This is a genomic window from Jilunia laotingensis (assembly GCF_014385165.1).
GTDB classification, from domain to species: Bacteria; Bacteroidota; Bacteroidia; order Bacteroidales; family Bacteroidaceae; genus Bacteroides; species Bacteroides laotingensis.
Genome location: NZ_JACRTF010000001.1, coordinates 4,302,430 through 4,319,420, shown reverse-complemented (window position 1 = coordinate 4,319,420; position 16,991 = coordinate 4,302,430). Strand labels below are relative to the sequence as shown.

15 protein-coding genes are annotated in these 16,991 nt (G+C 41.6%); 10 read left to right on the top strand and 5 right to left on the bottom strand.

The genetic code is table 11. The annotated features are described in order from the left end of the window. The first annotated feature begins 4 nt into the window (after positions 1 to 4). The 4 genes from H8744_RS16990 to H8744_RS16975 all read left to right on the top strand — a co-directional run bounded on the left by H8744_RS16990 (position 5) and on the right by H8744_RS16975 (position 7,265). Complete coding sequence (locus H8744_RS16990) at positions 5 to 670, top strand: GDSL-type esterase/lipase family protein (protein WP_262435991.1); 666 nt, start codon at positions 5 to 7, stop codon at positions 668 to 670. Further along, positions 667 to 2,730, top strand: a complete 2,064-nt coding sequence (locus H8744_RS16985) for a GDSL-type esterase/lipase family protein (protein ID WP_262435990.1) — start codon at positions 667 to 669, stop codon at positions 2,728 to 2,730. Before H8744_RS16990 ends, H8744_RS16985 begins: the two co-directional genes overlap by 4 nt. Positions 2,731 to 2,869: 139 nt before the next feature. Beyond that, complete coding sequence (locus tag H8744_RS16980) at positions 2,870 to 5,614, top strand: SusC/RagA family TonB-linked outer membrane protein (protein WP_262435989.1); 2,745 nt, start codon at positions 2,870 to 2,872, stop codon at positions 5,612 to 5,614. Positions 5,615 to 5,627: 13 nt separating this feature from the next. Beyond that, on the top strand, positions 5,628 to 7,265 hold the full coding sequence (locus H8744_RS16975) for a RagB/SusD family nutrient uptake outer membrane protein (protein ID WP_262435988.1): 1,638 nt from the start codon (positions 5,628 to 5,630) through the stop codon (positions 7,263 to 7,265). Positions 7,266 to 7,298: 33 nt separating this feature from the next. Here the strand turns inward: H8744_RS16975 and dnaJ are convergent, their stop codons facing one another. Next, on the bottom strand, positions 7,299 to 8,483 hold the full coding sequence (gene dnaJ, locus H8744_RS16970; protein ID WP_262435987.1) for a molecular chaperone DnaJ: 1,185 nt from the start codon (positions 8,481 to 8,483) through the stop codon (positions 7,299 to 7,301). 8 nt (positions 8,484 to 8,491) lie between these two features. Further along, positions 8,492 to 9,073, bottom strand: a complete 582-nt coding sequence (locus H8744_RS16965) for a nucleotide exchange factor GrpE (RefSeq protein WP_262435986.1) — start codon at positions 9,071 to 9,073, stop codon at positions 8,492 to 8,494. Positions 9,074 to 9,296: 223 nt separating this feature from the next. On the opposite strand from H8744_RS16965, the gene H8744_RS16960 reads away from it, so the two are divergent. From H8744_RS16960 to H8744_RS16935, 6 genes are all read left to right on the top strand, one after another. Further along, on the top strand, positions 9,297 to 10,913 hold the full coding sequence (locus H8744_RS16960; protein ID WP_262435985.1) for an ABC-F family ATP-binding cassette domain-containing protein: 1,617 nt from the start codon (positions 9,297 to 9,299) through the stop codon (positions 10,911 to 10,913). A gap of 392 nt (positions 10,914 to 11,305) precedes the next feature. Next, positions 11,306 to 11,548, top strand: a complete 243-nt coding sequence (locus tag H8744_RS16955) for a GlsB/YeaQ/YmgE family stress response membrane protein (protein ID WP_262435984.1) — start codon at positions 11,306 to 11,308, stop codon at positions 11,546 to 11,548. A 57-nt stretch (positions 11,549 to 11,605) separates the two neighbouring features. Further along, complete coding sequence (locus H8744_RS16950; protein WP_262435983.1) at positions 11,606 to 11,869, top strand: hypothetical protein; 264 nt, start codon at positions 11,606 to 11,608, stop codon at positions 11,867 to 11,869. A gap of 132 nt (positions 11,870 to 12,001) precedes the next feature. Further along, complete coding sequence (locus H8744_RS16945; protein WP_262435982.1) at positions 12,002 to 12,565, top strand: RNA polymerase sigma factor; 564 nt, start codon at positions 12,002 to 12,004, stop codon at positions 12,563 to 12,565. Continuing rightward, complete coding sequence (locus H8744_RS16940) at positions 12,562 to 12,969, top strand: hypothetical protein (protein WP_262435981.1); 408 nt, start codon at positions 12,562 to 12,564, stop codon at positions 12,967 to 12,969. The genes H8744_RS16945 and H8744_RS16940 overlap by 4 nt, the downstream gene beginning before the upstream one ends. Positions 12,970 to 12,982: 13 nt before the next feature. Further along, entirely contained in the window at positions 12,983 to 14,056 is a 1,074-nt protein-coding gene (locus H8744_RS16935) for a hypothetical protein (protein ID WP_262435980.1), read from the top strand. 223 nt (positions 14,057 to 14,279) lie between these two features. Here the strand turns inward: H8744_RS16935 and H8744_RS18960 are convergent, their stop codons facing one another. The 3 genes from H8744_RS18960 to H8744_RS16915 are packed head-to-tail and all read right to left on the bottom strand — an operon-like array spanning position 14,280 to position 16,989. Further along, positions 14,280 to 14,906 (bottom strand): acyltransferase, encoded by a 627-nt coding sequence (locus H8744_RS18960; RefSeq protein ID WP_305067396.1) that lies wholly within the window; start codon positions 14,904 to 14,906, stop codon positions 14,280 to 14,282. Continuing rightward, positions 14,903 to 15,820 carry a hypothetical protein gene (locus H8744_RS16920; RefSeq protein WP_262435979.1) on the bottom strand — a complete coding sequence of 306 codons (918 nt, stop codon included), beginning with the start codon at positions 15,818 to 15,820 and terminating at the stop codon, positions 14,903 to 14,905. The genes H8744_RS18960 and H8744_RS16920 overlap by 4 nt, the downstream gene beginning before the upstream one ends. A 14-nt stretch (positions 15,821 to 15,834) precedes the next feature. Further along, the gene (locus H8744_RS16915) at positions 15,835 to 16,989 is read right to left on the bottom strand and encodes a sugar transferase (protein WP_305067395.1); all 1,155 of its coding nucleotides are present in this window, start codon (positions 16,987 to 16,989) and stop codon (positions 15,835 to 15,837) included. Between the last annotated feature and the right edge of the window lie 2 nt (positions 16,990 to 16,991).

Below are 16,991 nucleotides of genomic sequence, written 5' to 3'. Positions count from 1 at the left end.
GCATATGAAACGTAATTGGCTTATTATTATGTTGCTGTTTATTGCGGTAGCCGGCAATGCTCAGGAAAATAAATACTCTACATTTTATTACCAACGTGCGACGTTATTTGAAAAGTTGCCCGTGAATTCAAAGGATATTATTTTTCTTGGCAACAGTATAACCAATGGGGCAGAATGGGCTGAATTGTTCCAAAACAAACATGTCAAGAACCGGGGCATCAGTGGGGATATTTGCATGGGTGTGTATGACCGTTTGGATGTTATTTTAAAAGGAAAACCTGCCAAGATATTTTTACTTATCGGTATAAACGATGTGAGCCGGGGGACACATACTGACACGATCGTTCATCGTATTGGGATGATTGCCGATAAAATAAAGACAGATTCGCCAAAAACCAAGTTATACCTGCAAAGTCTGTTACCCGTGACCGATTATTATGGAAAATTCTCCAATCATACCGCCCATTGGAAAGATATTGAGAAAATTAATAAAGGGCTAATGCAAATTGCTGAAGATAAAAACCTGACTTATATCGATCTGTATTCTCATTTTGTTGATACACAGACTGGTAAGATGAAACGCGAGTATACGAATGACGGTTTGCATCTATTAGGAAAGGGATATATGAAATGGGTGGAAATTGTCAAACCTTTTGTTGAAGAAAAATGAAAAGTGTATTCTTGTGTTTCCTGCTGATAAGTTCGGTTTTATCTGCGGTCGCTCAGGAACCTGTAAAGGTGGCTTGTATTGGTAATAGTATTACTTATGGTTCGGGAATAGACAATCGTGAACTGAATTCTTACCCCGCCCAATTGCAGAGAATGCTGGGAGATGGATATATGGTCAGTAATTTTGGTAAACCCGGAGCTACCTTGTTGAATAAAGGACATCGTCCTTATATGCAACAAGATGAATTCCGGCAAGCTTTGAAATTTGCGGGAGATGTGGTAGTCATTCATTTGGGAATAAATGACACTGATCCCAGGGACTGGCCAAATTATAGAGATTATTTTGTTACAGATTATTTAGCATTGATTGATTCTTTTAAAGTGGTCAATCCGAAAGCCCGGATTTTGATAGCACGTATGACTCCGATTGCCGACCGCCATCCTCGTTTTGAATCGGGCACACGTGACTGGCATGGTGAGATACAACAAGCCATAGAAACTGTAGCTCGGCATACTGGTTTGGAATTGATTGACTTCCATGAACCACTTTACCGGTATCCTTTCATGCTTCCTGATGCCATACATCCTACCGCTGAGGGGGCGGGAATTCTTGCCCGAATAGTCTATTCTGCCATGACCGGTGATTATGGCGGCTTGCATTTGCCTGAAATATTCAGTGATAATATGGTGTTACAACGTAATTCCTCTCTGGAGATACGGGGAACTGCCAATGCCGGAAAAGAGGTGACGGTCAGCATCGCTGGACAGAAGAAAAAGACACAAGTCTCTCTTGATGGAAATTGGACGGTGCGACTTGAATCTTTACAGGCAGGGGGACCCTACACGTTAGTGGTGAGATCTGAAAACCAGATAAAATCTTTTAGTAATGTAATGGTTGGCGAAGTCTGGCTCTGTTCCGGACAGTCCAATATGGAGTTTATGTTGAAACAGGCTACCACTGCCCGAAAAGATATCCCCCTCGGTAATAATGAACAAATTCGTTTATATGACATGAAAGCCCGTTGGCGAACGAATTCAGTGGAGTGGGACGGTGCGGTTCTCGATTCTTTGAATCATTTACAATACTATCAAGATACTAAGTGGAGTGTTTGTTCGCCTTCCACTGTATCGGATTTTTCGGCTATAGCTTATTATTTTAGTAAAATGTTGCAGGACAGTTTGCAAGTACCGGTCGGTTTGATTTGCAATGCCATAGGCGGATCTCCTACCGAGGCATGGATTAGCCGCGAGGCATTGGAATATGATTTCCCCGCTATCTTGCATAATTGGAGGCAAAATGATTTTATACAGGAATGGGTACGTAATCGTGCTTCTTTAAATATAAAACAGGCAACATGTACACTTCAACGCCATCCTTATGAACCCTGTTATCTTTTCGAATCGGGCATTTTACCCTTGGAACAGTTTCCTATTAAGGGAGTGATCTGGTATCAAGGCGAATCGAATGCCCATAATTATGAGGCTCATGAAAAATTGTTTCATCTACTCATTGACAGTTGGCGCAAAAACTGGAACATGCCGAAACTTCCTTTCTATTATGTGCAACTTTCTTCCATTGACAGACCTTCTTGGCCTTGGTTCCGTGACAGCCAAAGGAGCATGATGGCAGATATTCCTTACTCCGGAATGGCTGTTTCCAGTGATTATGGAGATTCGCTTGATGTCCATCCCAGGAACAAGAAACCCGTAGGTGAACGTTTGGCACGATGGGCGTTGCATGATACCTATGGAATGGTTCATGTGGTTCCTTCAGGACCTCTTTTCCGTTGTGCAGACTTCCGGCAAGGGGCTGCTTATATTACATTCGATTATGCAGAAGGTATGCATACTTCAGATGGACAGCCTATAAAAACATTTGAAATTGCAGATACGGAAGGGATTTTTTATCCGGCTCAAGCAGAGGTGATCGGCAACCGGATTAAAGTTTATAGTGAGAAAGTGAAATCTCCCCGTTACGTTCGTTATGCGTGGCAACCCTTTACCCGTGCTAACTTGGTCAATTCAGCCGGATTGCCTGCTTCTACTTTCCGGTCTTATTGATAAGAAAGGTCGATGATAGGCATGAACAAGTAAAGATTATTTTAGAGAAAAATTTAAACCGACTTTGAGAACCGCTTTGTCTCTTTTTTTGTTATAATTGTATATAGTAAGCATATATACCTTAAAAACAAGAGATAATATGAAACGACACCAGACGATTCGGTTAAGAGTTTTTCTCTTATTTTTCTTCTCAGTTTTTTTCCTGTCGGATATTTCTTCTCAGGAGCTTGTTCTTGCCCCTTTAGACTCTTTGATTACTGTTGGATATGCAACGGGGAAAACAAAGAACGTGTCGGGATCTGTAGAAAAGATTACCGAATTACAGATGAACCGGGATCAGATAAACAATCCATTGGATGCTATTCGTGGACGTGTACCCGGACTTACCATTCAGCGTGGTTCAAATGGACCGGCCGCACTGGATGCGGTACGTCTTCGAGGGACAACGTCATTGACCAGTGGAAACGATCCGCTCATCATTGTTGACGGAGTATTTGGGGATTTGAATATGCTTACTTCCATTTATCCCACGGATATCGAAAGTTTCACTATTCTGAAAGATGCTTCTGAAACTGCACAGTATGGTTCCCGTGGAGCATCCGGAGTGATTGAAGTTACTACCAAGAAGGGCGTGAGTGGAAAGACAAGAGTCAGTTATAACGGTAGTTTCGGTATAACTTCGGTATATAAAAACTTGGAGATGCTCTCCGCTGAGACTTTTCGTAAAGTTGCCGGTGAACGGGGAATATCCATTCTCGACCAAGGTAACAACACCGATTTTCAAAAGGAAATAGAACAAACCGGTTTTCAGCAAAATCATCATGTTGCATTCTACGGTGGTTCCGATGCTTCAAACTATCGTATTTCTTTGGGGTATGTAGATCGCCAAGGGGTAATCCTAAATGAAGATATGAAGAACTTCACCTCCAACATGAATATGACTCAGAAAGTTTTCGGTGATTTTATTCGTTGTGATCTCGGCATGTTCGGTTCCATACAGAAGAATCATAATCTTTTCGATCTTCAAAAAACATTCTATTCGGCTGCCACATTTAATCCCACTTTCCCGAATCATAAGAATTTGATAACCAATTCTTGGGATCAGATTACGAATGCCAGCCAGATTACTAATCCGTTGGCATGGATGGAGGTGAAAGATCAGGATGCAGCTTCTCATATCAGTACCCATGCGAAATTTACTTTCAATTTATTCGAAGGGCTTAAATTGGTCATGTTCGGTTCCTATACTTATAATATCGTGGAGAACTCCCAATATTTACCAACTGCTGTTTGGGCACATGGTCAGGCATATAAGGGCACGAAGAAGATGGAATCTCTGCTGGGAAACCTAATGTTGACTTATCACAGAAATTGGAAGAAACACTTTTTTGATGTGCTGACTCTTGCCGAACTTCAGAAGGAAACATATACCGGATATTATACTACGGTAACGAATTTCAGTACTGACAAATTTGGGTTTGATAATCTTCAAGCCGGTGCTTTGCGACCGTGGGAAGGTACAAATTCTTATTTTGAAGAACCACATCTTGTCTCTTTTATGGGACGTTTCAATTACACCTATGCCGATCGTTACATTCTTACTGTAAATGCCCGTGCGGATGCTTCTTCCAAATTCGGTAACAATCATAAATGGGGATTCTTTCCCTCCGTATCTGCTGCTTGGGCAGTAAATGAAGAAAAATTTATGAAACAAATTACCTGGATCGATAATCTGAAGTTCCGTGTGGGGTACGGACTGGCGGGCAACCAGAATGGAATAGATTCTTATACGACACTGGGGCTGGTTCGTCCCAATGGAGTGGTTCCGGTCGGAAATTCAGCTACTGTTACTCTGGGAGATATGCAAAATACGAACCCAAATTTAAAGTGGGAAGTTAAACATACGTTTAATGCCGGTGTAGACTTTGGAATGTTTGGAAACCGGTTATTACTTTCCGCCAATTATTATAATTCCCGGACAACGGATATGCTTTATCTTTATAATGTCAGCGTACCACCGTTTATATTCAATACTCTATTGGCAAATATCGGTTCAATGCGTAACAGCGGTACGGAAATAGCCGTTGGAGTTACGCCATTAAAAACACGGGATATGGAGTTGAATATCAATGTGAATATGACTTTCCAACGGAATAAATTATTATCATTAAGTGGTGATTATGATGGAGAAAGGATTTCCGCTCCCCAATATAAAAGTCTGGCAGGACTTGATGGAGCCGGATTCCACGGTGGATATAATCACATTGTTTATCAGATAGTCGGTCAACCTTTAGGAGTTTTCTATTTACCGCATTGTACCGGATTGATCTCTGACGGTGAAGGTGGTTATACTTATGCTATTGCAGATCTGAATGGGGGAGGAGTGAGCCTTGAAGATGGTGAAGACCGCGCTGTAGCGGGACAGGCAGTACCAAAAACATTGTTGGGTTCGAATATCAGTTTCCGGTATAAACGTTTGGATGTTTCTCTTCAAATTAATGGGGCTTTCGGACATAAGATTTATAATGGGACTTCGCTGACTTATATGAATATGAATATTTTTCCTGACTATAATGTGATGAAAGAAGCTCCGCAACGGAATATAAAAGATCAGACTGCCACTGACTACTGGCTTGAAAAGGGCGATTATATTAATTTCGATTACCTTACTATCGGGTGGAATGTGCCGGTGGAAAAATGGAGTAAATATATTCAGTCTTTACGTCTCGCTTTTACTATCAACAATTTGGCAACCATCAGCGGCTATTCCGGTTTATCGGCTATGATCAACAGTTCTACTGTGAATTCTACGTTGGGTGTCGATGATAAACGGGGATATCCTTTGGCACGTGTTTATACCCTCGGCCTTAGTATTAACTTCTAAAAATGAAATGACTATGAAACGTTCGGCAGCATATATAATAATGTGGATTGCTCTTTTTATAATCCAAACTTCCTGTGATGACTTTCTTCGGGAGGAGCCACGGGATAAGATCTATGAAGAAGAAGCATTCGATAATCTTTCCGATCTTTACCTTAATACGGTGGCCACATTGTACAATAATATCGGTGGGTGTAGTGACAGTCAGGGATTGCAAGGTACGGGACGAGGCATTTATGATCTCAATACATTTACTACTGATGAGGCGATAATGCCTACCCGCGGTGGAGATTGGTATGACGGTGGATTTTGGCAAGGGCTTTTTCTCCACCGATGGGGTGTCAACAATGATGCCATACAGGCTACGTGGGAATATTTATATAAAGTGATTTTGCTTAGTAACAAGTCACTTGAAAAAATAGAGCTTTATAAAAAGACTCATGGTGATTTTCCGGAATTGGATGCTTACCGTTCGGAGGTGCGTGCTTTCAGGGCGCTCTATTATTATCATCTTCTTGATCTTTTTGGCCGTGTGCCGTTGGTGCTTTCGTCTTCGATGCCCATGAAGGAGGTCGTACAACGGTCACGATCGGAATTATTCAAATTTGTGTTTCGTGAATTGCAAGAATCTGCCCCCCTCTTGAATACTTCTCATAGCAACCTGCCCGGTAGTTATTATGGTCGCATTACACGCCCGGTCGCCTATTTCTTGCTGGCAAAGCTGGTGTTGAATAGTGAAATTTATATGGATGATGATTGGACGGACATGGACTTTCCGGAAGGTAAAAATATTTATTTTACCGTTGGAGGTAAGTCATTGAACGCTTGGCAAACCGTTGAAGCTTATTGTGATTCCGTTACCCAAACCGGATACCGTTTGGAAGACGATTACACAACAAATTTTGCTGTATTCAATGAAGCTTCTATTGAAAATATATTCGTGATACCTATGAATAAGAATCTGTATACCAACCAGATGCAGTACCTGTTCCGTTCCCGTCATTACAACCATGCCAAGGCTTACGGATTGGGAGGAGAAAACGGTTCGAGTGCGACTCTTGAGGTACTTCAGACATTTGCTTACGGTACGGATGAGGTAGATCCGCGTTTTGATATGTGTTATTTCGCAGGAGTCGTTTACGATCTGAAAGGAAAAATTGTAAGAATGGATGATGGTACGGTATTGGAATATCTTCCCTGGGAAGTTGCTCTTGACGTGTCGAATACTCCCTATGAAAAGACGGCAGGTGCGCGTATGAAGAAATATGCCATTGATGAGACAGCCACCAAAGATGGTAAATTGATGGAAAATGATATTGTTCTCTATCGATATGCCGATGTTTTGCTGATGAAGTGTGAAGCAAAAGTGAGAAATGGTGAAGATGGTAATGCTGAATTACATCAAGTTCGTTCCCGTGTTCATGCCCCTTACCGGGAAGCTACCTTGGAAAACATTTTGGCGGAACGACAAATGGAACTTGCTTGGGAAGGATGGCGGAGACAAGACCTAATCCGGTTCGGACGTTTCACCCACGCTTATAATAGCCGTCCTCAACTTCCGGGTGAAGAGAATGGTTATACGACTGTTTTTCCTATCCCGGATAATATAATACGCATGAATCCGGCTTTAACTCAGAATCCTGGATATAAATGAAAAACAAAAGCCCGGTATGGCACCGGGCTTGCTTTAGTCAAAGAAACTTTTGAATTTCTTGAATATTTTATCTTTGATCGATGTGTTTGGCTTAAAATTGTCAGAACCATCCAACTTTTCAAGAATATTCTTCTCTTCTTTATTCAATGCTTCCGGAACGTATACACTGACATTTACTAATAAATCTCCGGTTCCGTATCCATTGACATTCGGCAGTCCTTTGCCTCGCAAGCGAAGGACTTTGCCCGGCTGAGTTCCTGAGTCAATCTTAACTTTAACTTTACCATCAATGGTAGGTATTTCTACCGCACCGCCCAAGGCAGCCGCAGGGAAGCTGAGGAGCAGATTGTATATCAAATCGTTTTCGTCACGGATCAGTTCGGGATGTGACTCTTCTTCCACAAGGATCAAAAGGTCACCGGGAACGCCATTGTGTTTTCCTGCATTACCTTTGCCACTCATGGAGAGTTGCATACCCTCGGCTACACCGGCCGGAATTTTTACCGTTACCACTTCTTCACCGTATACTATCCCGTCACCACCACATTCTTTGCATTTATTCTTTATGATTTTTCCCTCACCGTTACAGGTCGGACAGGTGGTACGTGTCTGCATCGTACCTAATATGGTTTGTTGGTTACGAATGACCGACCCGCTTCCTTTACAGGTAGGACAAGTTTCCGATCCACCGTCTCCTTCGGCACCCGTACCGTGACAATGTGTACACGATACATATTTCTTCAGTTTGAATTTCTTTTCTACGCCTGTGGAGATTTCCTTCAAGTTTAATTTCACTTTTACCCGGAGATCGGAACCCCGGTAACGTCTTTGTTGTTGGCCACCGCCTCCACCGAATCCGCTGAAACCGCCAAAACCACCTCCGAAACCACCGCCTCCGCGGCCACCGAAGATGTCACCGAACATGGAGAATATGTCATCCATGGACATACTTCCGCCAAATCCTCCGAACGGACCACCGTTTCCGGCTGCTCCTCCCATACCGGCATGGCCGAACTGATCATACCGGGCACGCTTGTCCGGGTTGCTCAGTACATCGTAAGCTTCGGCTGCTTCCTTAAATTTTTCTTCTGCCATTTTATCACCCGGATTCTTATCCGGGTGATATTGGATGGCTTTTTTTCGGTATGCTTTCTTTATTTCTTCTGCTGTTGCGGTCTTTGTCACCTCCAGCACTTCATAGTAGTCTCTCTTTTCCATATGTTTTTTTATTCTCCAACTACCACTTTGGCGTGGCGCAGTACTTTATCGTTCAGTGTGTAACCCGTCTGAACACAGTCCAGAATCTTTCCTTTTTGTTTTTCTGACGGAGCGGGGACTACTGCGATGGCTTCATGATAATCGGTGTCCAAAGCTTGATCTTTGGTTTCGATTATTTTCACGCCATTTTGGTTCAATACAGCAATGAATTTGTTGTAAATGAGTTCAACGCCTTCTTTCACTGCAGCCACGTCCGTAGCTTTCTCCATGGTCTGAAGCGCGCGTTCCAGATCATCAACAACGGGAAGGATACTGCTTAAACTCTTTTCACCCCCATTCAGGATCAGTTCGGCCTTTTCTTTCATCGTACGTTTACGATAGTTGTCAAATTCGGCCGACAAACGAAGATATTTATCCTTCTGATCTTCGATGGTTGCATTGGCTTCTTCCAATTGTTTTTCGAGTTCATTCTCTTCAGCAAGGGGCGCTGTTTCTTCAACAGGGTTTTCTTTCGATTCTTTTTCCTCTTTCAAGTTCTCTGTTGCTTTAGCTTTTACCTCTTTTTCTTTAGCTTTTTCTTTCGGATTCATATCTTTATATTTTTTGTTCTTAATAAATGGATTCAGTTTCATGTCAACAAGACGTTTCAATATGATTGCTTCCCTGCAAAAACTCTGCCAATCTGTCTTATATGCCAAAAAACGTTGCAAAGGTAATGTTTTTATGTCAGATTGACACAACGTGCATAGTATGTTATTCATTAAAAATGCGTATCTTTGCGCCCTGTTTATTTTTAAATCGTAAATATAGAAGATGATTACAGTTTCGAACGTTTCGGTACAGTTTGGCAAAAGAGTATTATTCAATGATGTAAATCTGAAATTTACAAGTGGAAATTGTTACGGTATCATTGGTGCCAACGGTGCGGGGAAGTCTACTTTCCTTCGAACCATCTACGGTGACCTTGATCCGACCACCGGAACCATTACTTTAGGACCTGGCGAACGTCTTTCAGTCTTGAGTCAGGATCACTTTAAATGGGATGCATTCACTGTGATGGATACAGTGATGATGGGGCATACGGTATTGTGGGATATTATGAAGCAGCGTGAGGAGTTGTATGCCAAGACTGACTTTACGGATGAAGACGGCTTGAAGGTTTCCGAACTGGAGGAAAAGTTTGCCGAGCTGGACGGATGGAATGCAGAAAGTGATGCAGCGGCTCTGTTGAGCGGACTGGGTATCAAAGAAGATAAACATTATACATTGATGGGTGAATTGAGTGGTAAGGAGAAAGTACGTGTGATGTTGGCACAAGCTCTCTACGGTAATCCGGACAATCTTTTGCTGGACGAACCTACCAATGACCTGGATATGGAAACGGTTGCTTGGCTGGAAGAATATCTTTCGAATTTTGAGCATACCGTACTGGTTGTCAGCCATGACCGTCACTTCCTCGATTCGGTATGTACACATACGGTCGATATAGATTATGGAAAGATAAATCTCTTTGCCGGTAATTATAGTTTCTGGTATGAATCAAGTCAGTTGGCTCTTCGCCAGCAGCAGAACCAGAAGGCTAAGGCTGAAGAAAAGAAGAAAGAACTGGAAGAGTTTATCCGCCGCTTCAGTGCCAATGTAGCTAAGAGCAAGCAAACCACCAGCCGTAAAAAGATGCTGGAAAAGCTGAACGTGGAAGAGATCAAGCCTTCTTCACGTAAATATCCGGGTATTATTTTTACTCCCGAACGTGAACCGGGTAATCAGATATTGGAAGTGTCCGGCCTGTCCAAGAAGACGGATGAGGGTGTGGTGCTGTTCAATGATGTGAATTTCAATGTGGAGAAAGGGGACAAAGTGGTATTCCTTTCACGAAATCCGCGTGCAATGACTGCCTTCTTTGAAATCATTAATGGTAATTTGAAACCGGATGCGGGACATTTCAATTGGGGAGTGACCATCACTACGGCTTATCTACCGTTAGATAATACTGAATTCTTTAATTCGGATCTGAACCTTGTCGATTGGCTGAGTCAGTTTGGTGAAGGTAACGAAGTATATATGAAAGGATTCTTGGGGCGTATGCTTTTCTCCGGTGAAGAGGTTTTGAAGAAGGTAAGTGTGCTTTCCGGAGGTGAAAAGATGCGTTGCATGATTGCCCGTATGCAGCTTCGTAATGCGAACTGTTTGATTCTGGATACACCGACCAATCACCTTGACTTGGAATCTATTCAGGCATTTAACAATAATCTGAAATCGTATAAAGGAAATATCCTGTTCTCGTCTCATGACCATGAATTTATACAGACCGTAGCAAATCGTGTGATTGAGTTGACACCGAATGGTATCATTGATAAAATGATGGAATATGATGAGTATATCACTTCCGATCATATTAAAGAATTGCGCGCCAGAATGTACAACGATTGATCCTTGCTTCTGAGCAGTCGGTGCAATTAGGAGAAAACTTCTTACATAAATATACCTTCCGACTGTAGAGCTTCGACCTCACCGATGAACACCTTGTTGGTCGGTGATGAACGGCCCCTTCATCACCGATGAAGGGGCCGTTCATCACCGAGGTAGAATATGGGTGTTTCTTGCTTTGATTATCAGTTGTTTAGCAATTACCGTTTGATGCCGTTACATGGATGCCTAGACTTGAAATATGTTGACACGCTCTGTGCTAAGTATTTTATATATCATCTACCAGGCATGTGATACTTTGCACTATAACCTAAATTCTCGTTAATTCCTCATTCTTTCTGCGAACCTTTCCCAAAGAGTATCTGTTTTTATCGCAAACAATAAAAACGGATAGTATGAATTTTATCTGGTATATTCTGATAGGTATAGTAGCCGGTTACGTAGCCGGCAAGATAATAAGAGGCGGTGGCTTTGGGCTGCTTGTGAATCTTGTATTGGGAATCATCGGTGGAGTGTTGGGCGGTTGGGTATTCTCTCTGTTCGGCCTTGCTGCCACGGGTATTATCGGAAGTTTGATTACTTCTGTAGTAGGAGCCGTTCTCTTTTTATGGATTGCTTCCTTGTTCAGCCGACCTTGATGGAGGCAGTAGGAGAGTCGTATTTGTTTTATTAACCAATATATAAATTATTTGATTATGGGATGTGGAAATGCTAAATTCTTAGTAGGACTCGGAATCGGTTCTGCTATCGGTGCGCTGGCTTATCATTTTTCGCGCACAGCGAGAGCCAAGAAACTAAAATGTGATGTATTTAATGCTCTTCACGAAATTGAAGTAGATGCTGAAGCTGCTATGGAAGATGCCAAAACAAAAGCCGTTAAGGTTGGTACGAAAGTGGCAGGGAAAGTAGCTGAAAAGGCTAATGACGTGAAAGAGAAACTGAGTGAGGTAGGCCAATAAGCCTACCTTTTTATATATATCTTCTCCCCGGACAATGCTTTGTTCGGGGATTTTTTTGTTATATTTGGCAATTTACAATCGACCGGGAGCAACTATTTACGTATCATATAATAAACAAGGAAGTTATAGACAATGATAAATCAGGAGAAAATACAGGAACTGGTTGGCAAATGCCAAAAGGACGACATGGAGGCATTCGCATTGCTGGTCTCCGAATTCCAACCGATGATATACAGGGTGGCTTTCCGCTTGCTTTGCGATGAAGATGAAGCAAAGGATATGGTACAGGAAACCTTTGTTAAAATATGGTTAGGATTGAATTCCTATAATGGTGGGAGCCGTTTTTCTACCTGGATTTACAAAATAGCTTGCAATACATGCTATGATCGTTTACGGTCTATTCGTCACGCTCCTTTGGACAATGAAACTGATTATGTCGGCTCCATGGATATTCCATCTGCAGAAAATATAGAAATATCTTTTTCGAACAGGCAACTAAAAGAGTTGATCATGCAATATACCAATGATTTGTCGGCTCAACAAAGACTGGTTTTTATGTTGAGGGACGTGGAAGAACTGGACATGGCAGAAGTGCAGGTTATCACCGGACTATCGCCTGAAAAAATAAAGAATACACTCTATCTTGCGCGTAAGAATATACGTAATACAATGAATAAAATAGATCCCGACTTATGAAACATGAAGATAAAGATTACGAAAAGTGGCTGTCTGCAGTCAAGAGTAGACAACCTGTATTGGAAAATCCGAATGAATTGACAGATTTGATTCTGAAAAGGGTTTCCCGGATTAGAAGTGCAAAGAAACAGAGAAAAATTTTGGTTGGCACATGGATGTCAGGCGTGGCGGCAACCTTATTGTTGTGTCTGTTTATCAATGAAACGGTTATTGCTCCATCCTCTTATCAGGTAAAAGAAGAAAAGCAATGTGAATACTGGCAGAATAATTCATACTCTTCTTTGCCTGAAAACTGGGAAGAGATGAAAGCAATGGAAAAAGGGGCATTTTTGTCTTCCTATTATGCACAACTCCGGCAAATAAAGCAGGAGCGAATATCGGATATATTGAAGAAAAACCGCTAAAAAAGAATTTATTATGAAAGCAAAGATTTTTATGGCAGTCATTCTGGTGCTTGGGATGACTTCATGCAGCACTTATTATAAAATGAGTTCCCGGATTGAAGCTGATGGGAGTATGCATAGAGAAGTATATGCTTTGGGGGATTCTGCCTTCCGGGCAGGTGACAAGTCTCAGAATCCGTTTCTATTCCAATTGAATGACAAATGGCGGCTGGTGAATATGGACTCTACCCGTAAATATAATTTTTGGGGCGATGAAGAACCGTTGAATGTGATAGCCTCTCAGAGATTTCCCGAAGTGAACGGTGAATATTTTTCTACATTGCCGGGAAAGGAGTACATGAAACCGTTGGTAGTACCTCATGAAAAGTTGGATAAGAAATTCAGATGGTTTTATACCTATTATGAATATACGGCAACTTATCATGAACTTCCCGACAAAGGTCCGGTGCCGTTGAGTAAATTTCTGACACCGGAGGAACAACAGATTTGGTTTCGTGGAGATGAGGCCGCCTATGCCGGTCTGAATGGAATGGAACTTGACAACAAGCTGGATGATATAGGATCGAAGTTCTGGCAATGGTATAACTGTACCCAGTTTGAAATAAGCTTTCGCATTATCAGCCAATTGGTAGAAAATCAAGGGGATACAACTTATTTGCACTGTATGGAAAAACAGAAAGAATCCGTATCTAAAAAAGTGCTTTCTGCTAATGAGAATTTTGATGGCAGTCCGGAGGCCATTTGCAGTATGTTTGATGAGGCGTGTCGTACAAAGTACTTCTTAGGATTGTATGCTTCGAACAAAGATGCTATGGACAAAAAGTTTGAAAAAGACAGTGAGGTCTCAGCACTCTTTTACTATGCCATCAAGTTTGAACTGACAATGCCCGGAAAATTGATCGCTACCAATGCGGATTCTCAAAGCGATGATGGCATTGCATGGAGAGTGGATGCTTTTCGTCTTGTTACAGGTGATTATTTGCTTACGGCTGAATCAAAAATGATTAATTATTGGGCATTTGGCGTTACATTGCTGCTTATACTTGCTTGCTTCGGTATCTGCTTGAAAAGGTACAGGCGTAAATAAGGCTGGGCTAACTGTAAACCGGTTATGATTTTATTTAAGGAACTAAAAACACAAAATCCCGACGAAATCACTTCGGCGGGATTCTATTTTACTTAAAAATGTGGCTACGTAATAAAATTATGACTAATTAATTAAATTCTGATACTGCAAAGATAGGGCATTTGACCCGTGGTCACAATCCCTTAAACGAGGTATATTACGTAGTCTTTTTAATTATATATAGTTACTTGCTTTCTTTTTCCCACAGATTATTCTCCGGATTATAACGCTTTATGATTCGTGCGGGGCTTCCGGCACAGACCGTATAAGGAGGAACCGGACGGATAACTACGCTTCCGGCAGCCACCACGCTATGCCTACCAAGTGTAACTCCCGGCAGGATGACAGCATTTGCACCTACCCATACATCATCTTCGATGATCACTTGCCGGGTACTTACCCCCTGTTGATCTATCCGTTTATCTACACCTTCGAAGTTGTGGTTGAGTCCGGTTACCGTCACATTTTGTGCCAGGTTCACATGATTGCCGATACTTACCGGTCCGATGATCGTATTTCCTAACCCGATCCGGGTATAATCCCCGATATTCAGATCACCTACCGCATTGTTCAGGCACGAAAAATCTTCAACCACTGAATATTTACCCAACGAAAACTTACGAAAGGGGGGAAGGTCTTTTCGTACACTGCGATATATAACCGATCCTTTACCTCGTTTTAGGTAAGTGAAATAGAATAAACGAATCCACCAATTGGGACGTGTCTTTACCGGATGCATGATGAAGCGGTGCAAGCATTGTTTCAGTTTGGGATTTTGTTTGACGCTCTCTTTAAGGCTATGGATACTCATAGGTATTTGCTGAGTTTGGATTTTCTTGTATTCTTTTCAACCAGATAGTCGGGAATTGCCATGCATATGGTAATTATCAACCAAAATAGCAGAATCCACCATTTTAGGCAGAATCTCCATTCATAGCAGGTGATGAATAAACACCAGACGGTGATTATCACGAGTAATGTTTGCCAAGAAGGGAGAATTTGTCTGAAAAGTTTGGCACCATATCCCCAATTGCCTGCCAATAAGGTGGAAGGAAACTTGGAAAAAACTTTTCCTAGGGCCATACGTCGGGGCTGCTGACGAGGTGCTTTGCTATATACGATGGAATCATTCAAGTATTCAATATAAATATATTGCCGTAAAAGCATGCTTTCGAGATTGCTTTCGGCTCTTTTCATATTTCTCTTAAGCCATTGGAAGTCAACGGCAATATCATATTTATCGAACATTGATGGCAGACCTGCCTGTGCAGGACCAAGCCTGAACAGGCTGTTTCTTATTTCTTCATAGATAGCCGCCCGGTGAAGTTTTCCGGTAGGGCGGGGAGCGATAATATGATGCAACTGCATAGCCATCACACCGGAATCATAGGCATTGTTTAGGTTCTGTAACAGATGAGTGGAGATGTGCGTGGTTTCTCCTAGAATAACAGCAATATCAAAGTGTGCTTCCTGCAACTGTTTCAAGGTCTGGAACAGATCTTCGTAAATGATTATAGTGTATAGATTTTCAGGATATTCCTGATTATCGATCACTGCCCCCGGTGGAGTGAATATGACAAAACGGTGATCTTCCTCTGCCTTTTGGTATTTATCCGATCGTCTGAATAGTGCGGATAAAGCGAATATAAAAAGATAGATGCCACATAAAGCCATGCAGAAAAAAAGAATATCATCTGTTATATATAGAATATCACCTATCATCATTTGAAATGTTCAGTTTATACATTCTCCTTTTGAATAAATGCAGTAACTGTTTTCAGGATGATTTTCATATCGAGCCAGAAAGAAAATGTTTTTGCATACTTTATATCCAGTTGCTTTCTTTCCTCCGCGGACATTTTTCCCGAATCTCCTCTTTTTTCTACTTGCCAAAGGCCTGTTAATCCAGCCGGTCCCATAAAACGGTCGATGTGTTCATCACTAGTTAACAGCTCGGCTTCGTAAAGTGGCAACGGGCGGTTGCCTACTATCGACATGTCACCTTTCAGGATGTTTATGAGTTGGGGCAATTCGTCGATACTATATTTACGTATGATCCGTCCTACGTGTGTGATACGCGGATCATTTTCCAGTTTGACGAATGCATTTTGTTTTTCTTGGGATTTCTTATTGATATAGGTTTCTTCCGATATGACAAAATCATCGGAGATCAGGATGGTTTGGCTCTCGTCATCGTCTATTCCCAATGCTTCCCCCCAGATGTCCTCACTGTCATCATCAACCATCTTGTATTGATTCAGATTATCGAAATCTTTCAGATGTTTGTCTGCATCGGTATACATCGAACGGAATTTCAGGAAATCGAAGATCTTATAGTTGCTGCCTACCCGTTTTGATTTATAAATAATGGTTCCTTTACTTTCACTCCTTATTGCTATGGCAGTAAATAGTAAGATTGGTGACAGGCAAATCAATGCACATCCGGAGAAAAGAATGTCGAAACATCTTTTCCATAGAGGCAATTTGAAAGATTGGATGTTTTCTCCTTTCTTTTGGAGATCATTGATCTTTTGTTGTTTTCTTGCTTTTACGAAATTAATTAGATTGTCAATGGATGCCTGAGATGCTTCGAATGGTAAGGTATTGTTGATTCCGGCTTTCAGATATTCAAGTCTCTCTTCCTCACTGAAGGTATCCATGACTAAAACCATGTATATTCCGGGATATTTCTTTTTCAAATATAGAATATCAACAATGTCTTTCTGAAGGTTTGATTGTTCGTATAGCAGGATAATATCATATTTCTCCCGTGTCTTGTCTATGATTTTTATAGCCTTCGTACAAGTTGGTACTGAATAAAAACCCTCTTTACACATCTTTGACAGGTGGTCAATGGCTTTCTCATATCTTCCGATATATATAAGGTGTAACATAA